At 68.0% G+C, this 19,926-nt stretch carries 24 protein-coding genes; all 24 read left to right on the forward strand.

Annotation, left to right across the window (positions count from 1 at the left end):
* Positions 1 to 138, forward strand: a 138-nt coding sequence (locus AC5P8F_RS20045; RefSeq protein ID WP_279923195.1) for a flagellin, incomplete at its 5' end; no start/stop codon positions are given.
* A gap of 441 nt (positions 139 to 579) precedes the next feature.
* Positions 580 to 1,995, forward strand: coding sequence for a flagellar filament capping protein FliD (gene fliD / locus AC5P8F_RS20050; RefSeq protein WP_495228882.1), 1,416 nt, complete (start codon positions 580 to 582; stop codon positions 1,993 to 1,995).
* Between the two features lie 128 nt (positions 1,996 to 2,123).
* On the forward strand, positions 2,124 to 2,540 hold the full coding sequence (gene fliS, locus AC5P8F_RS20055) for a flagellar export chaperone FliS (protein ID WP_005416447.1): 417 nt from the start codon (positions 2,124 to 2,126) through the stop codon (positions 2,538 to 2,540).
* The gene (locus AC5P8F_RS20060; protein WP_046430460.1) at positions 2,537 to 2,830 is read left to right on the forward strand and encodes a hypothetical protein; all 294 of its coding nucleotides are present in this window, start codon (positions 2,537 to 2,539) and stop codon (positions 2,828 to 2,830) included. Before fliS ends, AC5P8F_RS20060 begins: the two co-directional genes overlap by 4 nt.
* Positions 2,827 to 3,405 (forward strand): PilZ domain-containing protein, encoded by a 579-nt coding sequence (locus AC5P8F_RS20065; RefSeq protein ID WP_495228883.1) that lies wholly within the window; start codon positions 2,827 to 2,829, stop codon positions 3,403 to 3,405. Before AC5P8F_RS20060 ends, AC5P8F_RS20065 begins: the two co-directional genes overlap by 4 nt.
* Before the next feature lie 92 nt (positions 3,406 to 3,497).
* Complete coding sequence (locus AC5P8F_RS20070) at positions 3,498 to 4,130, forward strand: response regulator (protein ID WP_032959406.1); 633 nt, start codon at positions 3,498 to 3,500, stop codon at positions 4,128 to 4,130.
* A 321-nt stretch (positions 4,131 to 4,451) separates the two neighbouring features.
* Positions 4,452 to 5,861, forward strand: coding sequence for an RNA polymerase factor sigma-54 (gene rpoN / locus AC5P8F_RS20075; RefSeq protein ID WP_346601576.1), 1,410 nt, complete (start codon positions 4,452 to 4,454; stop codon positions 5,859 to 5,861).
* A 14-nt stretch (positions 5,862 to 5,875) separates the two neighbouring features.
* Complete coding sequence (locus tag AC5P8F_RS20080) at positions 5,876 to 6,253, forward strand: response regulator (protein WP_010485922.1); 378 nt, start codon at positions 5,876 to 5,878, stop codon at positions 6,251 to 6,253.
* Positions 6,250 to 7,755 carry a sigma-54 dependent transcriptional regulator gene (locus AC5P8F_RS20085; RefSeq protein ID WP_014647049.1) on the forward strand — a complete coding sequence of 502 codons (1,506 nt, stop codon included), beginning with the start codon at positions 6,250 to 6,252 and terminating at the stop codon, positions 7,753 to 7,755. Before AC5P8F_RS20080 ends, AC5P8F_RS20085 begins: the two co-directional genes overlap by 4 nt.
* Positions 7,756 to 7,929: 174 nt before the next feature.
* Complete coding sequence (locus AC5P8F_RS20090; RefSeq protein ID WP_495228887.1) at positions 7,930 to 8,346, forward strand: hypothetical protein; 417 nt, start codon at positions 7,930 to 7,932, stop codon at positions 8,344 to 8,346.
* A gap of 447 nt (positions 8,347 to 8,793) precedes the next feature.
* Complete coding sequence (fliE, locus tag AC5P8F_RS20095; RefSeq protein WP_014037113.1) at positions 8,794 to 9,159, forward strand: flagellar hook-basal body complex protein FliE; 366 nt, start codon at positions 8,794 to 8,796, stop codon at positions 9,157 to 9,159.
* Positions 9,160 to 9,172: 13 nt separating this feature from the next.
* Positions 9,173 to 10,819, forward strand: coding sequence for a flagellar basal-body MS-ring/collar protein FliF (gene fliF, locus AC5P8F_RS20100; RefSeq protein WP_495228889.1), 1,647 nt, complete (start codon positions 9,173 to 9,175; stop codon positions 10,817 to 10,819).
* A 7-nt stretch (positions 10,820 to 10,826) separates the two neighbouring features.
* Complete coding sequence (gene fliG, locus AC5P8F_RS20105; protein ID WP_024958226.1) at positions 10,827 to 11,813, forward strand: flagellar motor switch protein FliG; 987 nt, start codon at positions 10,827 to 10,829, stop codon at positions 11,811 to 11,813.
* On the forward strand, positions 11,810 to 12,451 hold the full coding sequence (locus AC5P8F_RS20110; RefSeq protein WP_014647045.1) for a FliH/SctL family protein: 642 nt from the start codon (positions 11,810 to 11,812) through the stop codon (positions 12,449 to 12,451). Before fliG ends, AC5P8F_RS20110 begins: the two co-directional genes overlap by 4 nt.
* A complete protein-coding gene (locus AC5P8F_RS20115) occupies positions 12,448 to 13,833 on the forward strand; it encodes a FliI/YscN family ATPase (protein WP_014647044.1) in 1,386 nt (461 codons plus the stop codon). The genes AC5P8F_RS20110 and AC5P8F_RS20115 overlap by 4 nt, the downstream gene beginning before the upstream one ends.
* A 3-nt stretch (positions 13,834 to 13,836) precedes the next feature.
* On the forward strand, positions 13,837 to 14,304 hold the full coding sequence (fliJ, locus tag AC5P8F_RS20120) for a flagellar export protein FliJ (protein WP_014647043.1): 468 nt from the start codon (positions 13,837 to 13,839) through the stop codon (positions 14,302 to 14,304).
* The gene (locus AC5P8F_RS20125; protein ID WP_495228892.1) at positions 14,304 to 15,470 is read left to right on the forward strand and encodes a flagellar hook-length control protein FliK; all 1,167 of its coding nucleotides are present in this window, start codon (positions 14,304 to 14,306) and stop codon (positions 15,468 to 15,470) included. Before fliJ ends, AC5P8F_RS20125 begins: the two co-directional genes overlap by 1 nt.
* 192 nt (positions 15,471 to 15,662) lie before the next feature.
* The gene (locus tag AC5P8F_RS20130; protein ID WP_049441913.1) at positions 15,663 to 16,178 is read left to right on the forward strand and encodes a flagellar basal body-associated FliL family protein; all 516 of its coding nucleotides are present in this window, start codon (positions 15,663 to 15,665) and stop codon (positions 16,176 to 16,178) included.
* Between the two features lie 10 nt (positions 16,179 to 16,188).
* Positions 16,189 to 17,193, forward strand: a complete 1,005-nt coding sequence (gene fliM, locus AC5P8F_RS20135) for a flagellar motor switch protein FliM (protein WP_014647040.1) — start codon at positions 16,189 to 16,191, stop codon at positions 17,191 to 17,193.
* Complete coding sequence (gene fliN, locus AC5P8F_RS20140) at positions 17,190 to 17,525, forward strand: flagellar motor switch protein FliN (RefSeq protein ID WP_005409543.1); 336 nt, start codon at positions 17,190 to 17,192, stop codon at positions 17,523 to 17,525. The genes fliM and fliN overlap by 4 nt, the downstream gene beginning before the upstream one ends.
* Positions 17,522 to 17,941, forward strand: a complete 420-nt coding sequence (fliO, locus tag AC5P8F_RS20145) for a flagellar biosynthetic protein FliO (RefSeq protein ID WP_014037105.1) — start codon at positions 17,522 to 17,524, stop codon at positions 17,939 to 17,941. Before fliN ends, fliO begins: the two co-directional genes overlap by 4 nt.
* 1 nt (position 17,942) lies before the next feature.
* Complete coding sequence (gene fliP, locus AC5P8F_RS20150) at positions 17,943 to 18,722, forward strand: flagellar type III secretion system pore protein FliP (RefSeq protein ID WP_014647039.1); 780 nt, start codon at positions 17,943 to 17,945, stop codon at positions 18,720 to 18,722.
* 66 nt (positions 18,723 to 18,788) lie between these two features.
* Positions 18,789 to 19,058, forward strand: coding sequence for a flagellar biosynthetic protein FliQ (locus tag AC5P8F_RS20155; RefSeq protein WP_005413254.1), 270 nt, complete (start codon positions 18,789 to 18,791; stop codon positions 19,056 to 19,058).
* Between the two features lie 13 nt (positions 19,059 to 19,071).
* Entirely contained in the window at positions 19,072 to 19,863 is a 792-nt protein-coding gene (gene fliR, locus AC5P8F_RS20160) for a flagellar biosynthetic protein FliR (RefSeq protein WP_014037103.1), read from the forward strand.
* The last annotated feature ends 63 nt before the right edge of the window (positions 19,864 to 19,926 follow it).

Raw genomic sequence — 19,926 nt, forward strand, 5'->3', positions numbered from 1 at the left:
CGCAGCCGCATCAAGGACACCGACTTCGCCAAGGAAACCGCCGAACTGACCCGCACCCAGATCCTGCAGCAGGCCGGTACGGCCATGCTGGCCCAGGCCAACCAGGTGCCGCAGGGCGTGCTCAGCCTGCTGCGCTGATCCACGGCAAGAAGGCGCCGCTACCGTCGGATCGAACCGACGGTAGCGGCAACCGGGAAGCCACGATGCACGAAGGCGCGGGCCATGCCCGGCCCGGGATCACTCCCGAACCGGCTTGGCATCGCCCGCTCCTGCGGACCTCTCTTTCAGCGCTGTACCTTTGACTGTACGTACCGGGCGGCTTCGTCTCCCCCCGATTGTCAGTAGCCTGATCCCTCCCCTGCATTGGGGGAGGGCTTTTTGCAGACTCCCGGCAGCCCGCGGTGAACCTACCCGCACCCTGCCCCAGCCCTCCTGCAACCCGCGTGCCAGAACCCGCGCCAGGCGATTGGCACGGCACGTGCATCGACGAAGTCCTCAAGACCCAGCGGCGCAGGCCGCTATTTTCGTTGACGACGGGCCACCGCACGACGGCCGGGCCCGGATACCAGGAGAAACGACGTGGCAGACTTTGGATACGGTGGCATTGGCTCGGGACTGGATATTTCCAGCATCGTCAACCAGCTGGTCGCAGCTGACCGCAAGCCCGCCGACAATGCGCTGAACCTGCAGCAGTCCAAGGCCAAGATGCAGTTGTCGTCGATCGGCACCATCACCTCTGCCTTCGACAAGCTGAAGACGGCGCTGACCGCACTGAAGGCCACCACGGCGTTCGACACGCGCACGGTGACCGCCAGCAAGGGCGGCGACAAGGGCACCGACGAGATCCTGACGGCGTCGGTCGCGCTGTATGACGTTGGCACCACCAAGGCTGCGGCCTCCAACGGCACGCACGTGGTCAATGTCACCTCGCTGGCGACCGCGCACAAACTGATCGCCGATACCTCGGTACCCAAGACCGACACGTTTGCTGCCGGAACCTTGACGCTGACCGTTGGCGTGGGCGACAAGGCCAAGACCATGAACGTGGAGGTGGAGGACGGCGACACGCTGACCACCATCCGCAACAAGATCGATGCGGCCGGCCGCAAGGAAGGCGTGCAGGCCACCCTGATCAGCTCCGGCGACAACCAGTACCTGTCGATCGCCCAGGAGAAGACCGGTGCCGCCAACGCGATCAAGCTCGAATACGCCGGCAGCGACGCCAAACTGGGCGGCCTGGTCAACAGCCTCAAGCAGAACACCGCCGCCGCCGACGCCGAGCTGACCATCGATGGTGTGAAGGTCGTCAGCGCCAGCAACACCGTGGCCGATGCGGTTCCGGGCCTGACCCTGAACCTGAAGATGCCGGGCACCAGCACGGTGACCATCAGCACGGACACTGCGGCAGCCACCAAGGTGATGCAGGAGTTCGTCACCGCCTACAACGCTGCACTGGCGGCGATCAACACCGAAACCAAGTACGACGCCAAGACCAAGGAAGCCTCCACGCTGACCGGCGATGCGCAGATGCGCGGCGCCACCAGCCAGCTGCGCTCGGTGATGTCGAGCGTGCTCAAGGACCTGGCCGGTGACAAGCTCGATGCCAAGGCGATCGGCCTGGATACCCGTGGCTATCCCAATGCCGACGGCACGCTGATCCTGGACACCACCAAGTTCGCCGCCGCACTGGCCAGCCAGCCGGAGAAGATGCGCCAGGCGATCACCGGTGATACCGGCGGTGCCGGCAAGCTGTACACGCTGGTCGACGGCTATGTCAGCACCACGGTCGGCAAGGAAGGCGCCTTCGTTGCCCGCACCAAGGGCCTGAACACCACGCTGGACAACATCGACAAGCGCCGCAAGGACCTCGACACGCGCATGAAGAGCGTGGAAGAACGCTACAAGAAGCAGTTCCTGGCGCTGGACAACCTGATGGGCAAGCTGCAGCAGAGCAACACCGCGCTGCAGCAGCAGCTGGCCCAGTTGAACCGCTGACGGAACATGCACGGCACTCAAGTTTGCCGCGCAATGCACCGATAACGGACGCAACAGCAATCATCGCCGCGCCGTCGGCACCGGTCCCCGCGATCACCCGACGGCACCCCGCGCAAGGAGAATCACGAATGTACGGTTCCAGCCGTCAATATGCCGAGCAGTACCGCCAGGTGGGGGTGACCAGTGCGGTCGCCGATGCCGATCCACACAAGCTGGTGGCGATGCTGCTGGCCGGCGCGCTGGAGCGCGTGCGCCGCGCCCTGGCCAGCCTTGAACGCGGTGACCAGGCCGGCAAGGGCAAGGCGATCGGCGAAGTCTGCGCGATCGTCGGCCACCTCAACGGCTCGCTGGACCATGAGGCCGGTGGCGAGATCGCTGGAAATCTGTCTGCGCTGTACGACTACGTGCTGCAGCGCCTGACCGAGGCCAACCTGCACAACGACCGTGCCGCGCTGGATGAATCGCTGCAGCTGCTGGGCGAGATCGACAGCGCCTGGAACGCGATCCCGCACGAACAGCGCCGCCCGGCCGCGGTGGCGCCATGAGCCTGCAGGAACTGCATGCGCAGCTGGATGCCTTCGAGAGAGCCTTGGGCGAAGACTCCCTCGACCAAGCCGACAGCCTGCTCGACGGCCACGACAGCACCCTGCACGCCCTGCTCAGCCAGCCGCTGACCGCTGCGGACCACGCGCCGCTGAGCGCCCTGTTCGAGCGCCATCAGAGTCTGCTCGGCCTGCTGCGCCAGCGCCGTGATGCCGTGGCCGCACTGATGAACGACGGCCAGCGCTCCCTTCGCGCGGCGCATGCCTATCTGCAGGCAGAATCGCTGGCATGACCTCGCTGCCGACCACCTCGCTGCATCACCCGGCCGAAAGCGAGCTGTTCGACGAGACGCTCAGCTGCGAACTGGCCCTGCCGGCCGAGTTCCAGGCGGGCAGCGCGGCCGGCCGCACCAGCAGCGCCGAAGGCCTGCTGCGCAGCCTGGCACTGGTCGAGGACAGCCGCGGCGACGAGCACGACGAACGCAACGAAGCCAGCCTGCAGCTGCAGCGCCTGGAAGCCAAGCTGGACCTGGCGATGGTGCTGCTCGGCCGGCTGGTGCGCCAGCAGGGCCAGGAGCTGACCCTGCGTCCGATGCGCTGGTCGCGCCGTGGCATCCGCCTGCAGCTGGGCCCGCGCAGTGGCGCAAGCCCCGGCCAGGCCGGCGTGGTGCGCCTGCAGCCCAGCGACTGGCTGCCCGACCACATCGACCTGCCGGTGGAGGTCGTCGCAGAAGCCGCCGACGGTAGCGGCGGGCACTTCCTGTGGCTGCGCTTCCAGCGTTTGGGTGATGGCCTGGAGATGGCGATGGAGCGGCACCTGTTCCGCCTGCACCGCCGCCAGGTGGCCGAGGCACGCCGCGCACGCTGAAACCCGCCCCCTTGGCGCTGTACGGCCGACCCTTGGCGCGCCCGTTCAGCTAAGTTAAGGTGGATGCCCCTACACGGATCTGCTGCGTGCCTGTGCGAGTTCTCATCGTCGACGATCACACCCTTGTCCGCGCCGGCCTGGCGCGGCTGCTGCAGGGGTTTGCCGACGTGCAGCTCGTGGCCGAGGCCAGCAACGCCGAACAGGCACTGCAACTGTCCCTGCAGCACGCACCGGATGTGGTGCTGATGGACCTCTCGCTGCCGGGCCGCACCGGCCTGGAAGCGCTCAGCGACATCCGCCTGCGTGCCCCCGGTACCCGGGTGGTGATGATGACCATGCACGACGATGCCGCCCACGTGCGCGATGCACTGGATCGTGGCGCGGTCGGGTTCGTGGTGAAGGACGCCGCACCGCAGGAACTGGAACTGGCACTGCGGGCCGCGCACGCCGGCCAGGTGTTCCTGAGCCCGCAGATCTCGGCCAAGATGCTGGCGCCGATGCTGGGCCGCGAGAAACCCACCGGCATCGCCGCACTCTCACCACGGCAGCGTGAGATCCTGCGCCGCATCGGCAAGGGCGAGAGCAACAAGGAAATCGCCGCCGATCTCGGCATCAGCGTCAAGACGGTGGAGACCCACCGCGCGCGGATGATGGAATCGCTGGGCTGCCGCCGCGCCAATGACCTGCTGCTGCTGGCCGCACGCCATCAGCACGAGCTCGAGTAGGCGCCGGTATCGGGGTCAGATCCCTTTCCCGCGGAAAAGGATCTGACCCCGCGACACCCTGCGTTGGCGACGACATCCCGTCACCCCGACATTCCCTGACAGGAATCCGTGCCCCGACCGCCGCGCGCCCAGCGGCTTCTCCACCACAAATCAATGACTTGGCGGCGCATTTCGTCAATTTCCCGCGTCGGTGTAGGGAATTCCCCTACACCCTGTCGGGAGTTCCACGAAATGCATCAGGAACCCCCCGATTCCGCCCCCGCCGGATCAAAAGCAAGATGCGTTCCACAAGGCGCCGGGGAGCGGTGCCGGGGAACCACGATGAAGGCTGCACTCTCGACCCAGCTGGGCCAGCAACTCCACCTCACCCCGCAACTGCTGCAGTCGATCCGACTGTTGCAGCTCGATGGCCTGCACCTGGAGCAGGAAATCCAGCGCCTGCTGGACTCCAACCCGCTGCTGGAGATCGAGGAGGCCGAAGCGCCCGCTGCCGACGCCACCGAAGCGAGTGCCACCACCCTCGATACCGCCGCCTTTGACGAACTGCCCGAGCCGTCGATGTGGGACGTGGCCGGCGCCAGTTGGCAGGACGGCGACGACGATCGCATGGCGCGCATCGCCGCTGGCGAGTCGACCGACCCGCAGCTGCGCGTGCTGCAGCGCCTGGCGCTGGACATGGACGACCATCAGCTGGCGGTGGCCGCGTTCTGGCTGGACCACTGCGATGAGGCAGGCTACCTGCAGGCGCCGCTGGCCCAGCTGCAGCTGCTGGCCAGTGCCCAGTTCGACATCACCGTCGACGGCGTGGAAGCCATCCGCCAGCAGCTGCTGCATGGCGAGCCCGCCGGCATGGCCGCGCAGGACCTGCGCGAAGGCCTGCAGGCGCAGCTGCGCAGCCTGCATGGCGTGGTGCCGGCCCGCCACCTGGCGGCACGCATTCTCGATGGCGCGCTCGACGCGCTCGCGGCCCACGACTACCCCGCCCTCGCCCGCCAGCACGACGCCGAGATCGACGACGTGCGCGAGGCGGTGCGCCTGATCCTATCGCTGCAGCCGCGCCCCGGCGACAGCCTGCTGCCCGAACGCAACGCCGTGGTGGTGCCGGACGTGGTCGCCTGGCACGCTGATGGGCAGTGGAAGGTCGCACTGAACCCGGCCACCAGCCGCCGCGTGTCGATCAACAGCCAGTACGAACAGGCCCTGGCCGAGATCAGCGACGCCGCCCCGGCACTGCGCGAAATGCTGCAGGAGGCGCGCTGGTTCAGCCGCGGCCTGTCGATGCGCTACGACACCCTGCTGCGCACCGCGCGGGTGATCGTCGAGCGCCAGGCCGCCTTCCTGGTCCGTGGCGAAGAGGCCATGGCGCCGTTGACCCTGAAGGAAGTGGCCGAGGAGATCGGCATGCACGAGTCCACCGTCTCGCGCATCACCACCGGCAAGTTCCTGCAGACCCCGCGCGGCACCTTCGAACTGAAGCACTTCTTCGCCGTGCGCCTGGAAGGCGCCAGCGTCTCCGGCCAGGCGGTGAAGGCGATGGTCCGCCGCCTGATCGACGCCGAACCGGCCGGCCGCCCGCTGGCCGATGAGGCCATTGCCGGCCTGCTGTCACGCCAGGGGGTGAACATTGCCCGCCGAACCGTCGCAAAATACCGAGAACAACTGGATATCGCCCCGGCCCGCGAACGGCGCCGGCTCAGCGCCAGGCAACCCCAGCTGGCCCGGGTGGGCTGAAAAGGATGTTGGACATGAACAAGCTCACGGTCCTGCTGGTCGATGACCACGAGGGCTTCATCAACGCGGCGATGCGCCATTTCCGCAAGATCGACTGGCTGCAGATCGTCGGCAGTGCCGGCAACGGCCTGGAAGCGATCGAGCGCTCGGAAACGCTGCGCCCGCAGGTGGTGCTGATGGACCTGGCGATGCCGGAAATGGGCGGCCTGCAGGCCACCCGCCTGATCAAGTCGCAGGACGATGCACCGTACATCGTGATCGCCAGCCACTTCGACGACGCCGAGCACCGCGAACACGCGCTGCGCGCCGGCGCCGACAACTTTGTCAGCAAGCTGTCCTACATCCAGGAAGTCATGCCGATCCTGGAAGGCCTCAGGGAGGATCGATCGTGAGCGAATCGCGCATCCTGGTGCTGGACAACGACGCCGTGCGCGCAGAGCGCACCGTTGCCCTGCTGGAATTCATGGACTTCAACCCGCGCTGGGTCTCCGACGCAGCCGACTTCGACCTGGGCCGCCAGCGCCAGAACGACTGGATGGCGGTGATCGTCGGCAGCCTGGACGACAGCGCTGCCAGTACCGCGCTGTACCACTGGCTGGGAGGCAGCAGCCTGCCGCCGCCGGTGCTGCTGGCCGACGGTGATGCCGCTGCGTTTGCCCAGCAGCACGGCCTGCACGAAGCCAACATCTGGCCGCTGGAAACGCCGCTGCGCCATGCGCAGATGGAAGCCCTGCTGCGCCGCGCCAGCCTCAAGCGCCTGGATGCCGAGCACCAGGCCGGCGCCGCGCAGGACCAGGGGCCGACCGGCAACGGCCCGGCGGTCACCGCGCTGCGCACCATGATCGAGCAGGTGGCCGCGTTCGACACCACCGTGCTGGTGCTGGGCGAATCCGGCACCGGCAAGGAAGTGGTATCGCGCGCCATCCACCAGCGCTCGCCGCGCCGTGATGGCCCGTTCGTGGCGATCAACTGTGGCGCCATTCCGGCCGACCTGCTGGAAAGCGAACTGTTCGGCCACGAGAAGGGCGCCTTCACCGGCGCACTGACCGCGCGCAAGGGCCGGTTTGAAATGGCCGAGGGCGGCACCCTGCTGCTCGACGAAATCGGCGACATGAGCCTGCCGATGCAGGTGAAGCTGCTGCGCGTGCTGCAGGAACGCAGTTTCGAGCGCGTTGGCGGCAACCAGACCATCCGCTGCAACGTGCGCGTGGTGGCCGCGACCCACCGCGATCTGGAAACGCGCATTGCTGAAGGCAAGTTCCGTGAGGACCTGTTCTACCGCCTCAACGTGTTCCCGATCGACGTGCCCGCGCTGCGCGAGCGTCGCGAAGACCTGCCGGCACTGGTGGAAACCATCGCCGCGCAGCTGGCGCGAACCGGCCGTGGCGAAGTGCGCTTCACCCCGGAAGCCCTGCAGGCCCTGGCCGGCTACGAATGGCCGGGCAACGTGCGCGAGCTGACCAACCTGGTCGAACGACTGGCCGTGCTGCATCCGGGTGGTTCGGTGCGCGTGCAGGACCTGCCGGCCCGCTATCGTGGCGATGCCGCGCTGGCAGCGGTGGCCGCAGCGGTACCTGCAGCGCCGGTTGCCAGCGAAGAACGCCTGGACCTGCGCAGCTTCTCGTTCCACACGCCCGGCAGCGGCAACCAGCCGGCGCTGGAGCACGGCATCGCCGTCAATCGCCCGGCGGCACCGGCGGCACTGCCCGACGATGGCCTGGACCTGCGCAACCACATGGCCAACATCGAACTGGGGCTGATCAACGAAGCACTGGAACGCACCCAGGGCGTGGTCGCCCACGCCGCCCAGCTGCTTGGCCTGCGCCGCACCACCCTGGTGGAAAAGCTGCGCAAGTACGGCATCGAGCGCGAGCAGGCCGAACTGGCCGGCTGAAGCGCGCGACCCGCATGAAGGGGGCACGAACGCCTGGGCTTGCCCGGGCGTTGGTGTTTGTGGTGCCCGGGGTCAGATCCCTTTCCTGCGGAAAGGGATCTGACCCCATTGCATTTGAAGACAGCAGCGCCGAACTGCGGTGCATTGGCAAGGACACCCCAAGGAGGTCCCACCATGCATCACCTGATCCTGCTCGCCGTCCTGCTCTGCCCGGCCCTGGCCACCGCGGCCAACTGCACCCTGCCCGCCACGCTCGACCAACGCCGGTTCACCAACCTCAGCGACCCGTTGTACGCGCCGGACAACCCCAACGCCGGACGCATGGTGCAGCTCAGCTTTGCTGGCAGCCAGTACGTGCTGGACATCCTCGGCACCGACCTCTGCATCGGCAGCAGCTACCGCTACCAGCGCCTGGCCCCGCATATCGCGGAAATCCAGATGACCGAGGCCCATCCGGCCGGCCCCGCCCACCACACCCTGCTGCTGACCTGCCGGAGCGACCGCCAGGGCCGTTTCATCTACACCCAGCATGACGGCCCCATCGCCCCGCGCCAGCGCCAGAATTCCGGCCGATGGACCCTGCAGCCATAGGCCAGAAAACCGACGCCGGTTAAATGGCGCCGCCAATGGGGTCAGGCCCCGTGCCGACCAACGGTCGGCACCCACCATCAACAGCAGGTTCCAACAGATCGCGGCCACCTGTCGAAGGCGGGGTGGGTCCGGTTGCGGGGGCGTGAGCGCCATGGATGGCGCGACCGAGCCTCCATGGACGGATTTATGGCGTCCCCCGTAACCGGACCCACCCCGCCATCCCTCAGTAGACCCGCTTCTGCTGTTGCTCCGGCTCCGGCTCCGGCTTCGGCTTCGGCCGTTGCCGTTGAGGTTGCCGGCCAGCGGCCGGCACTACCGCGGGGCGCGGGGTGCAACCCCGCACGCACACCCAACCTCCTCACTTCACTGAATCGAAAACCGGTTTCGGCACGGCACTTGCACTGGCTCCAGCAGACAACCCCATCCCTGTTTCTGGAACCGTTGCAGATGTCCCACTCCGTCACTTCGATCCTTTCGCAGATCCGCTCCTATCAGACCCAGATGGGACAGCCGGCGCTCAACCCGCTGGGCGAAACGCCGCGCAGCAATGCCCTGCCGGGCACGGTGCTGGATGCGCCGCAGGTGCAGCCGGCCAGCTTCACCGAAACCCTGCGTGGTGCGATTGCCGGCGTCAACGATGCGCAACAGAAATCCGGCGCCCTCGCCAAGGCCTTCGAGATGGGCGACCCCAGCGCCGACCTGGCCAAGGTGATGGTCGCCTCGCAGCAGTCCCAGATCGCCTTCCGCGCCACCGTGGAAGTCCGCAACCGTCTCGTCCAGGCCTACCAGGACGTGATGAACATGCCGCTGTAAGGAACGTTGACGCATGGCACTGACGCTCTCCAAGGACAGCCTGAACGCCGAGAAGGCCGGGCAATGGTTCGACCGCCTGCAGAGTCTGCAGATCACCCGTCGGCTGGGCCTGATGGCGATGATCGCGGTGGCGGTGGCGGCAGGCCTGTCCGTGTTCTTCTGGTCACAGAAGCCGGGCATGGTCCCGCTGTACACCGGCCTGGACCAGAAGGCGACCGCTGAAGCGACCGACCTGCTGCGCACCGCGCAGATTCCGTTCGCGCTCGACCCGGCCACCGGTGGCATCACCGTGCCGGAAAAGAACCTGCATGATGCCCGCCTGAAGCTCGCCGGCTCCGGCCTGACCGACAGCGGCAAGCTGGGCTTCGAGCTGATGGAACGCGACCCGGGCTTTGGTGTCAGCCAGTTCGTGGAAAGCGCGCGCTACCAGCACGCGCTGGAAACCGAGCTGTCGCGCACCATCAACACGCTGCGCCCGGTGCGCGATTCGCGCGTGCACCTGGCCATTCCCAAGCCCAGCGCGTTCACCCGCCAGCGTGACGTGGCCAGCGCCTCGGTCACCCTGGAACTGCGTGGCGGCCAGCAGCTGGAACGCAGCCAGGTCGATGCCATCGTGCACATGGTCGCCGCCAGCATTCCGGACCTCGCGCCGGAACGGGTGACCGTGGTCGACCAGAGCGGGCGCATGCTCAGCATTACCGACCCGAACAGCGAGGCGGCGGTCAACGCGGCCCAGTTCGAGCAGGTGCGCCGCCAGGAAACTTCGTTCAACCAGCGCATCCGCGAACTGCTGGAACCGATGACCGGCCCCGGCCGCGTCAACCCGGAAGTGAGCGTGGACATGGATTTCTCGGTGACCGAGGAAGCCCGCGAGCTCTACAACGGCGAGCCGCAGAAGCTGCGCAGCGAGCAGATGAGCGAGAACACCACCAGCACGCCGGGCCCGCAGGGCGTGCCGGGTGCGACCAGCAACAGCCCGCCGGGCCAGCAGGCCGCACCGGCCACCGCGCAGGCCCCGACCGAAAGCAGCAAGAACGCGACCCGCAACTACGAGCTGGACCGCACCCTGCAGCACACCCGCCAGCCGGCCGGCCGCATCAAGCGCGTCTCGGTGGCGGTGCTGGTGGACAACGTGCCGCGCGCCGGCGCCAACGGCAAGATGAGCCCGCAGCCGCTGTCGGCTGCCGAACTGACCCGCGTCGAAGCGCTGGTCAAGCAGGCCGTCGGCTTCAACGCCGAGCGTGGCGACACCGTGTCGGTGATGAATGCCCCGTTCGTGCGTGACACCACGCCGGTCGAAGGCCCGTCGTGGTGGGAGCTGCCGTGGGTGCACGATGCCGGCCGCATGCTGCTTGGCGCGGTGGTCGTGCTGGCGCTGCTGTTCGGCGTGCTGCGCCCGGCGCTGCGCGCGATCACCGGCCAGAGCAGGAAGAACGACGAACAGGCACTCGAGCCGCATACCGCGGACGTGCAGCTGGTCGATGACGATGGCATGCCGCTGCCGGCGCTGGGCGCTGACCGGGCCAGCCTGGGCGGGCCGGAAGCACTGGCCCTGCCGGTGGATTCATATGAGGAACGATTGCGGATGGCGCGTGAAGCCGTGAAGACCGACTCCAAGCGCGTGGCCCAGGTGGTCAAGGGTTGGGTGGCAAATGACTGAGGCCGCACTGACTGGCGTGCAGCGCGCCGCCGTACTGCTGCTTTCGCTGGGTGAGCTGGACGCGGCCGAAGTGCTGCGCCACATGGAACCCAAGGAGGTGCAGAAAATCGGCATCGCCATGGCCACCATGACCGACATCACCCGCGAGCAGGTTGAGCGGGTGATGGACCAGTTCGGCCAGGAGCTGGGCTCGAAGACCTCACTCGGCGTTGGCTCGGACGACTACATCCGCAACATGCTGGTGCAGGCGCTGGGCAGCGAGAAGGCCGGCAACCTGATCGACCGCATCCTGCTCGGCCGCAACACCACCGGCCTGGACGCGCTGAAGTGGATGGACCCGCGTGCGGTGGCCGACCTGGTGCGCAACGAGCACCCGCAGATCATCGCCATCGTGATGGCGCACCTGGAAACCGACCAGGCCGCCGACGCGCTGAAACTGCTGCCGGACCGTACCCGCGTGGACGTGCTGCTGCGCATCGCTACCCTCGACGGCATTCCGCCGAACGCACTCAATGAACTCAACGAGATCATGGAGCGCCAGTTCGCCGGCAACCAGAACCTGAAGTCGTCCAACATCGGTGGCGTGCAGTGCGCGGCCAACATCCTGAACTTCATGGACAGCGGCCAGGACCAGGCGATCCTGGGCGAGATCGCCCGCATCGATGCGCCGTTGAGCAACCGCATCCAGGACCTGATGTTCGTGTTCGACGATCTGGTCGACCTGGACGACCGCGAGATGCAGCTGGTGCTGCGCGAGGTGAGCGGCGAGCGCCTGGGCCTGGCCCTGCGCGGCGCCGACATCAAGGTGCGCGACAAGATCACCCGCAACATGTCGCAGCGCGCGGCCGAGATCCTGCTGGAAGACATGGAAGCCCGCGGGCCGGTGCGCCTGTCCGACGTGGAAGGCGCGCAGCGCGAGATCCTGGCCATCGTCAAGCGCATGGCCGATGAAGGCACCGTCACCATCGGCGGCAGCGCGGAGGCCATGCTGTGAGCAACGTCGTGCGCTGGCTTGCCCCGGACCTGCTGGCCCAGCCCGAACCGGCGCTGGAGCAGGAGGACGCGTTCGAACTCACCGAGCCGGACCCGGAACACGAACCGGAGCCGCCGCTGCAGCTGCCGACCCTGGAGGAAATCCAGGCGATCCAGGACAGCGCGGAGAAGGAAGGATTCGATCAGGGCCATGCCGAAGGGTACGGCCAGGGCCAGGCGGAGGTGCGTCGCCTCGCCGCGCAGATCGAAGGCATCCTCGACAACTTCAGCCGGCCGCTGGTGCGGCTGGAGAACGAAGTGGTCGGCGCCCTTGGTGAACTGGCGGTGCGCATCGCCGGCGCGCTGGTCGGCCGCGCCTACGAGGCCGAGCCGGCACTGCTGGCGCAGCTGGTCGGCGAAGCGATTGACGCCGTGGGCGGCAGCACCCGCGAGGTGGAAGTGCGGCTGCACCCGGATGACATCGCCGCGCTTGCCCCGCTGCTGAACCTGTCGCCGGCGCAGCGCCTGGTACCGGATACCAGCCTCAGCCGTGGCGACCTGCGCGTGCACGCCGAAGCCGTACGCATCGACGGCACCCTGGAGGCCCGCCTGCGCGGCGCGCTGGATGCGGTGATCCGCCAGACCGGGGCGACGGCATGAGCGCCGCACCGCAAACGACGCCGCCGCCGGCCGACTGGGCCGTGGCCCGCAACCTGCGCCTGGCCCGGCGCCTGGACGGCCTGCGCGTGGATACCGCGCATGGCCGTGGGCTGATCCGCGAGGGCGTGCTGCGCCGCGCGGTCGGGCTCACCCTGGAAGCGGTCGGCTGCGAGGCGCCGCTGGGCGCCAGCTGCAAGGTGGAAGTGGTCGATGGTGGCTGGGTCGATGCCGAAGTGGTCGGCTTTGCCGGTGAGCGCACCTACCTGATGCCCAGCGCCGAACTGCACGGCCTGCTGCCCAACGCCCGCGTGGTACCGTCGGCGCGGCGTGGCGGCGTGGAAGTGGGTGAAGGCCTGCTCGGCCGCGTCATCGACAGCGACGGCGTGCCGCTGGATGGCAAGGGCCCGATCCGCGCAGAAGGGCATGTCGGCATGGCCGGCGTGTCGATCAATCCGTTGGCGCGTGAACCGATCACCCAGCCGCTGGACGTGGGCGTGCGCGCGATCAACGCGCTGTTGCCGATCGGCCGCGGCCAGCGTGTCGGCCTGTTCGCCGGTTCCGGCGTCGGCAAGTCGACGCTGCTGGGCATGATGACCCGCTACACCGCTGCCGACGTGATCGTGGTCGGCCTGATTGGTGAACGAGGCCGCGAAGTACGCGATTTCGTCGAGACCACGCTGGGCGAGGAAGGCCTGCGCCGCGCCGTGGTGGTGGCCAGCCCCGCCGACCGGCCACCCTTGGCGCGCCTGCACGGTGCCTACCGTGCCACCGCCATCGCCGAGTGGTTCCGCGACCAGGGCCTGAACGTGCTGCTGCTGATGGACTCGCTGACCCGCTTCGCCCAGGCGCAGCGCGAGATCGGCTTGTCGGTCGGTGAACCACCGACCACCCGCGGTTACCCGCCCTCGGTGTTCGCCAAGCTGCCGGCGCTGGTCGAACGCGCTGGCAACGGCGCAAAGGGCCGCGGCTCGATCACCGCGTTCTACACCGTACTGACCGAAGGCGATGATCCACAGGATCCGATCGCCGACGCCGCACGCGCGATCCTCGACGGCCACATCCTGCTCTCGCGCCGGGTGGCCGACAGCGGCCTGTACCCGGCCATCGACGTCGAATCGTCGGTCAGCCGCGTGGTCACGGAAATCGCCGACGAGCCGTGGCGCCTGCGCATCCGCAAGTTGAAGCGACTGGTCTCGGCGTACTCGGCCAACCGTGACCTGATCGCGATCGGTGCCTACCAGCGTGGTAACGACGCGGCCACCGACGAAGCCCTGGAACGCTGGCCGGAAATCATGGAGTTCCTCGGCCAGGACGTTGCCAAGGCCGCAGATCTCCCGCACAGCCAGGCGGCGCTGCAGCGCCTGGTGGAACAAGAGAGTTAAGCCATGAACCAGTCCAAGCGCATCGATCCCCTGCTCAAGCGGGCCCAGGAACACGAGGACGCGGTCGCCCGCGACCTGGCCGAACGCCAGCGCGTGCTCGACACCCATCTGTCGCGCCTGGACGAACTGCGCCGCTATGCCGAGGAGTACGCCAACGCCCAGATGGCAGCGACCAGCCCGGCACAGCTGCTGAACCGCCGCGCCTTCCTTGATCGCCTGGACAGTGCGGTCGAGCAGCAGCAGGCCACGGTCAACGGCAACCGCGAAAAAGTGGAGGCCGAGCGCGCGCGGCTGATCCTGGCCAGCCGTGACAAGGCGGTGCTGGAGCAGCTGGCCGCCAGCTACCGCGCGCAGGAAAAGGTGGTGACCGACCGCCGCGACCAGCGCGAGATGGACGACATTGGCGCGCGGCGCGCGCGCCTGGTGCAGGCCGAAGACCAGGACGGCGCCGAGCAGGGAGGCCGCCCGTGATGCCCGCCCCGCTCGCCAGCAGCGCCAACCCGGCCACGCCCGCCACCAGCAACAGTGCCGCACGCGCCGCGCGCAGCGAAGGCGCAAAGGACTTCAGCCAGCTGCTGCAGGGCGGTGCGCCCTCCGCGCCCGCGCCTGCCGGCAGCGCTACCGCACCGACGCCGTCCCCGCCCAGCCAGCCATCGACCGCCGACAGCAATGGCCAGGCACCGGGCGAACGCAGCGCGGACGCGGAAGCGGCAACTGCCGAAACGCCGCCGCTACCGCCCGTTGCCCTGCCCCCGGCTGGACCCGGCACCGACAAGGACAAGCCCGCCGCGACCGAGGACGCCCCGTGGCCACCGATCGGCCTGGCCGGCCTGGTGCTGGCGATGCCGACGCCTGCCGATCCGGCCGTCGCTCTGGCGGGCAGCGCTGCACCGTCACTGGCCAGCGGTACGGCGCTACCCACCACTGCCCCCGCCGCGACCCCGACACTGCCTGCAGCCGCGCCGGCAGCGGCAACCGCAGCCCCCGTGGCGGCCGACGGCAAACCGGCGGCGACCAGCGCGGAGGATGCCACCGCGCTGCCATTGCCGGCGATGATCCTGCCCGGCAAGCGCAGCGAGCGCGGCGAAGGCAGTGACGTGGCCGCCGTTGGCGACCGCGCAAATACACCGTTGCTGCACGCACCGGCAGCGGCCGCCGTGCAGGACCTGAAGGCGGCGCTCGCCACCGGCAACGCGATCTTCAATGGCGAACCCACGCCTAAGCCCGTTCTGGGTGACGATGGCTTCGACCAGGCCATCGGCGCACGCCTGGGCTGGCTGGCCGACCAGAAGATCGGCCATGCCCACATCCGCCTGAGCCCGGACGACATGGGGCCGGTCGACGTGCGCCTGCAGTTGAACGGCGACAAGGTGCATGCCAGCTTCAGCAGCCCGCACGTGGACGTGCGCCAGGCACTGGAAAGCAGCCTGCCGCGCCTGCGCGAGCTGCTGGGCGAACAGGGCTTCCAGCTGGCTCACGCCGATGTCGGCCACCACGCGTCTGGTGGTGACGGCAATGCGTCGGGACAACCCGGTGGCGGCGGCATGACCGGCGACGGAGAACCGACGCCGGGCGATGCCAGCGTGTCGTCCGCGCAGTTGATCCGCCAGCGCGGCTTGCTGGACGCCTACGCCTGACAGGTGTGCCAACCAAGGTTGGCACCCACCAGGGCAGGCGGTTGGCACCTCCCCGTATTGCGTTGGTGGGTGCTGAGCTTGCTCCGCACGGCCCTACCTGCACCCCGACGGAATTCCGTCGCACCCTGCGGGCCCAGCCTTCGGCACACCCCTTGCATATCCCGGTGAAGCAACCCTCAGGAGCTTCACCCCGTGGCCGCAGCCGCTGACAAAACCAAGAAGACCGCCGAGAAGGACAAGGCCGCCAAGCCGCGTAGTCCGATCCTGATCACCGCACTGGTGGCCGTACTGGCCGCCGCTGCCGCTGGTGGCGGCGTGTGGTTCTTCACCCAGTCCAAGCACGAAGAGAAGACCGCGCAGGCGCCGAAGAAGAGCGCGACGCCGGCCCCGGCACAGTACTTCGCGCTGGACCCGGCGTTCGTGGTCAACCTCAATGGCCCGGTCGACGGCCCGCGCTACCTGCAGCTGGAGGTCCAGCTGATGACCCGCGACCCGGCCGCGCTGGAAGCGATCAAGACCCATGCCCCGGCCATCCGCGCGCGCCTGCTGATGCTGTTCTCGCAGGTCAGCCCGGACCAGATCGCCGATGTCGCCGGCAAGCAGAAGCTGCAGGCCAGTTCGCTGGCCGAGGTGCAGAAGGTGCTCAAGGCCGAGACCGGCAGCAACGGCGCAGACGATCTGCTGTTCACCAGCTTCGTGACCCAGTAAGGGCCCCCCGATGAATGATCTGCTGTCCCAGGACGAGATCGATGCCCTGCTCCACGGCGTGGACAGCGGCGCGGTCGAGACCGATGCGGAACCCCCGTCAGGCGAAGCGCGCTCGTACGACTTCGCCAGCCAGGACCGCATCATCCGTGGTCGCATGCCGACCCTGGAAATGGTCCACGAGCGCTTCGCGCGCCTGTGGCGGATCGGCCTGTTCAACCTGATCCGGCGCTCGGCCGAGCTGTCGGTGCGCGGCATCGAACTGATCAAGTTCAACGACTACATGCACTCGCTGTATGTGCCGACCAACCTGAACCTGATCCGCTTCAAGCCGCTGCGCGGTACCGGCCTGATCGTGTTCGAGCCGACCCTGGTGTTCGCCATCGTCGACAACTTCTTCGGCGGCGACGGGCGCTACCCGACCCGCATCGAGGGCCGCGAATTCACGGCCACCGAAATGCGGGTGATCCACCTGCTGCTGAAGCAGACCTTCGCCGACCTGCGCGAAGCGTGGGCACCGGTGATGGACGTCGACTTCGAGTACATCAACTCGGAGATCAACCCGCATTTCGCCAACATCGTGACCCCGCGCGAGTACGTGGTGGTGTGCCGCCTGCACGTCGAGCTCGACGGCGGCGGCGGTGACATCCACGTCACCCTGCCCTACTCGATGCTGGAACCGATCCGCGAACTGCTCGACGCCGGCATCCAGAGCGACCGCAACGACCGCGACGAGAGCTGGGGCAAGACCCTGCGCGAGCAGCTCAACATCGCCGAAGTCACCCTGTCCAGCGTACTGGCCAGCAAGCGCATGACCCTGCGCGACCTGACCCAGCTGAAGGTCGGCGACATCCTGCCGATCGAGCTGAGCCCGCAGGTGCCGCTGTGCGTGGAGAACATCCCTGTGTTCACCGGCGAGTTCGGCATCGCCAACGGCATGAACGCCGTGAAGATCACCGCTACCCATCCGCCGGGCACCCGCCCGCGCGTACCCGTCATCCAGGAAGACCCGCAATGAACGATATCGACGCCCTCGAACCGACCCCGGCCCAGTTCAGCAGCCTGCAGGCCGACGAGGCCAACGGTCCGGACCTGAACCTGGACGTGATCCTCGATGTGCCGGTGACCCTGTCGCTGGAAGTCGGTCGTGCCCGCCTGCCGATCCGCAACCTGCTGCAGCTCAACCAGGGTTCAGTGGTGGAACTGGAGCGCGGTGCCGGCGAATCGCTGGACGTGTTCGTCAACGGCACCCTGATCGCCCACGGCGAAGTGGTGGTGATCAATGACCGCTTCGGCGTGCGCCTGACCGACGTGGTCAGCCCGAGCGAGCGGATCCGGAGACTGCGTTGAGCCTGCTGGCCTCCACCTTGCTGGCGGTCGGCAAGACCGCAGCGCCGATCGGCCCGCAGGTCGGCCAGCACGCGGCCGCCGCACCCAGCCTGTTCGGTGCGGTGCTGGCGCTGCTGGCGGTGCTGGCGCTGGTGATCGGCCTGGGCTGGCTGCTCAAGCGCATGCCCGGCAGCGGCTTCCGCCCGGCCGAAGGCATGAAGCTGGTGGCCAGCCTCAGCGTCGGCGCCAAGGAGCGCGTGGTGGTGGTGGAGGTCAACGGCCAGCAATTGCTGCTGGGCGTCACTGCCGGCGGCATCAACACCCTGCATACCCTGCCCGAACCGTTGCCGCCACCGGCGCCGGTGCGCGTGCCGGATTTCAAGAACCTGCCGAATTTCGCCCAGCTGCTGCAGCAGCGGCTGCGCAAGGACCCCTGACATGCGTGTCACCCGTACCCGTGTTGCCACCCTGATGCCGTGGCTGCTGTTGCTTGCCCTGTGCCTGTTGCCGGTGCTGGCGTTCGCCGCGCCCGGCGCCCCGGCCACCCCGCTGCCGGACGTCAACGTCGGCAAGATCGGCGGCCAGCCGGTCAGCCTGCCGCTGCAGACCCTGCTGCTGATGACCGCGATCACCCTGATCCCGTCGATGCTGCTGGTGCTGACCTCGTTCACCCGCATCATCATCGTGCTGGGCCTGCTGCGCCAGGCACTGGGTACCGGCCAGACGCCGTCCAACCAGGTACTGCTGGGCCTGGCCCTGTTCCTCACCGCGATGGTGATGATGCCGACCTGGGACAAGGCGTGGAGCACGGGCATGGCGCCCTATCTCAACGGCGACATCGACTTCCAGACCGCCTGGACATTGACCACGCAGCCGCTGCGCGGGTTCATGCTGGCGCAGATCCGCGAGACCGACCTGATGACCTTCGCCGGCATCGCCGGGCACGGCACCTACGCCAGCCCCGATGCGATCCCGTTCCCGGTGCTGGTCGCTTCGTTCGTCACCAGCGAACTGAAGACCGCTTTCGAGATCGGCTTCCTGATCTTCATTCCGTTCGTGATCATCGATCTGGTCGTCGCCAGCGTGCTGATGTCCATGGGCATGATGATGCTGTCGCCGATGCTGGTGTCGGCACCGTTCAAGATCCTGCTGTTCGTGCTGGTGGATGGCTGGGTGCTGACCGTGGGCACGCTGGCGGCCAGCTTCAATCCTGCGTGACGCGATCCGGCGCGATTGAAAGACAGTCGAGCATGGCTCGACTCTATATAAGAAGGTGGAACCCGAATGTCTCCCGAACTTGCCTTGACCGAACTGCGTGGCGGCCTGATCACCGTGCTGTGGGTGGCCGGCCCGCTGCTGCTCACCGTACTGGTGGTGGGCGTGGTGGTCGGTGTCGTGCAGGCTGCAACCCAGCTCAATGAACCGACCATCGCCTTCGTCGCCAAGGCGGCGGCGCTGACCGCGGTGCTGTTCGCGCTGGGCAGCCTGCTGATCGGCCACCTGGTTGAATTCACCACGCTGCTGTTCCAGCGCATCCCACACCTGATCGGCTAGGGCACGCGCTTCGATGGACGCCGCGACACAGATGGCGGCCGACGGCCTGCAGGCCTTCGGCATGATCGGCACCGTGCTGTGGACCATGCTGCGCATCGGCGCGGTGGCCATGGCCATGCCCATGGTCGGCACGCGTGCGGTGCCGTCGCGGGTGCGCGTGGTACTGGCCGGCACCCTGGCCATTGCACTGGCGCCGCTGCTGCCACCGGTACCGGACTGGACCGGCTTCGACGCGGCTACGGTGCTGACCATCGCGCGCGAACTGGCCATCGGCGTTTCCATCGGTTTCATGCTGCGGCTGGTATTCGAAGCCGGTGCGATGGCCGGCGAACTGATCGCGCAGGGCACCGGCCTGGCCTTCGCGCAGATGAGCGACCCGCTGCGCGGTGGCACTTCGGGTGTGATCGGCCAGTGGTTCTACCTGCTGTTCGGCCTGCTGTTCTTCACCGCCAACGGCCACCTGGCGTTGATTTCGCTGCTGGTCGACAGCTACCGCGCACTGCCGATCGGCGCCCCGCTGCCGGACCCGCACGCCTTCTTCAGCATCGCCCCGACCTTCCTGCTGACCGTGCTGCGCGGCGCGCTGACGCTGGCCATTCCGCTCACCGTGGCGATGCTGGCGGTGAACCTGGCCTTCGGCGTACTGGCGCGTGCCGCCCCTGCGCTGAATCCGATCCAGCTGGGCCTGCCGGTCTCGCTGCTGCTGGGCCTGTTCCTGCTGGCCCTGCTGGCCGGGGAAATGGGGCCGCCGGTACAGCGCCTGTTCGACGCCGCCTTCCAGGCTGCGGACGCGGTCACACACTGACCCGATCATCACGTTCTACTGCTTGCCATGCAATTGTTTCTGTAGAGCCGAGCCCATGCTCGG

It is taken from the genome of Stenotrophomonas sp. YJH_SMC_69 (assembly GCF_059370495.1).

Bases quoted from the DNA above. Each gene is read 5' to 3' on its own strand.
- fliS (WP_005416447.1), top strand. From the start codon at position 2,124: ATGTACGGTTCCAGCCGTCAATATGCCGAGCAGTACCGCCAGGTGGGG.
- fliJ (WP_014647043.1), top strand. From the start codon at position 13,837: ATGAACCAGTCCAAGCGCATCGATCCCCTGCTCAAGCGGGCCCAGGAA.
- AC5P8F_RS20125 (WP_495228892.1), top strand. From the start codon at position 14,304: ATGCCCGCCCCGCTCGCCAGCAGCGCCAACCCGGCCACGCCCGCCACC.
- fliN (WP_005409543.1), top strand. From the start codon at position 17,190: ATGAACGATATCGACGCCCTCGAACCGACCCCGGCCCAGTTCAGCAGC.
- fliF (WP_495228889.1), top strand. From the start codon at position 9,173: ATGGCACTGACGCTCTCCAAGGACAGCCTGAACGCCGAGAAGGCCGGG.
- AC5P8F_RS20115 (WP_014647044.1), top strand. From the start codon at position 12,448: ATGAGCGCCGCACCGCAAACGACGCCGCCGCCGGCCGACTGGGCCGTG.
- AC5P8F_RS20080 (WP_010485922.1), top strand. From the start codon at position 5,876: ATGAACAAGCTCACGGTCCTGCTGGTCGATGACCACGAGGGCTTCATC.
- AC5P8F_RS20155 (WP_005413254.1), top strand. From the start codon at position 18,789: ATGTCTCCCGAACTTGCCTTGACCGAACTGCGTGGCGGCCTGATCACC.
- fliP (WP_014647039.1), top strand. From the start codon at position 17,943: ATGCGTGTCACCCGTACCCGTGTTGCCACCCTGATGCCGTGGCTGCTG.
- fliR (WP_014037103.1), top strand. From the start codon at position 19,072: ATGGACGCCGCGACACAGATGGCGGCCGACGGCCTGCAGGCCTTCGGC.
- fliM (WP_014647040.1), top strand. From the start codon at position 16,189: ATGAATGATCTGCTGTCCCAGGACGAGATCGATGCCCTGCTCCACGGC.
- fliE (WP_014037113.1), top strand. From the start codon at position 8,794: ATGTCCCACTCCGTCACTTCGATCCTTTCGCAGATCCGCTCCTATCAG.
- rpoN (WP_346601576.1), top strand. From the start codon at position 4,452: ATGAAGGCTGCACTCTCGACCCAGCTGGGCCAGCAACTCCACCTCACC.
- AC5P8F_RS20065 (WP_495228883.1), top strand. From the start codon at position 2,827: ATGACCTCGCTGCCGACCACCTCGCTGCATCACCCGGCCGAAAGCGAG.
- AC5P8F_RS20060 (WP_046430460.1), top strand. From the start codon at position 2,537: ATGAGCCTGCAGGAACTGCATGCGCAGCTGGATGCCTTCGAGAGAGCC.
- AC5P8F_RS20090 (WP_495228887.1), top strand. From the start codon at position 7,930: ATGCATCACCTGATCCTGCTCGCCGTCCTGCTCTGCCCGGCCCTGGCC.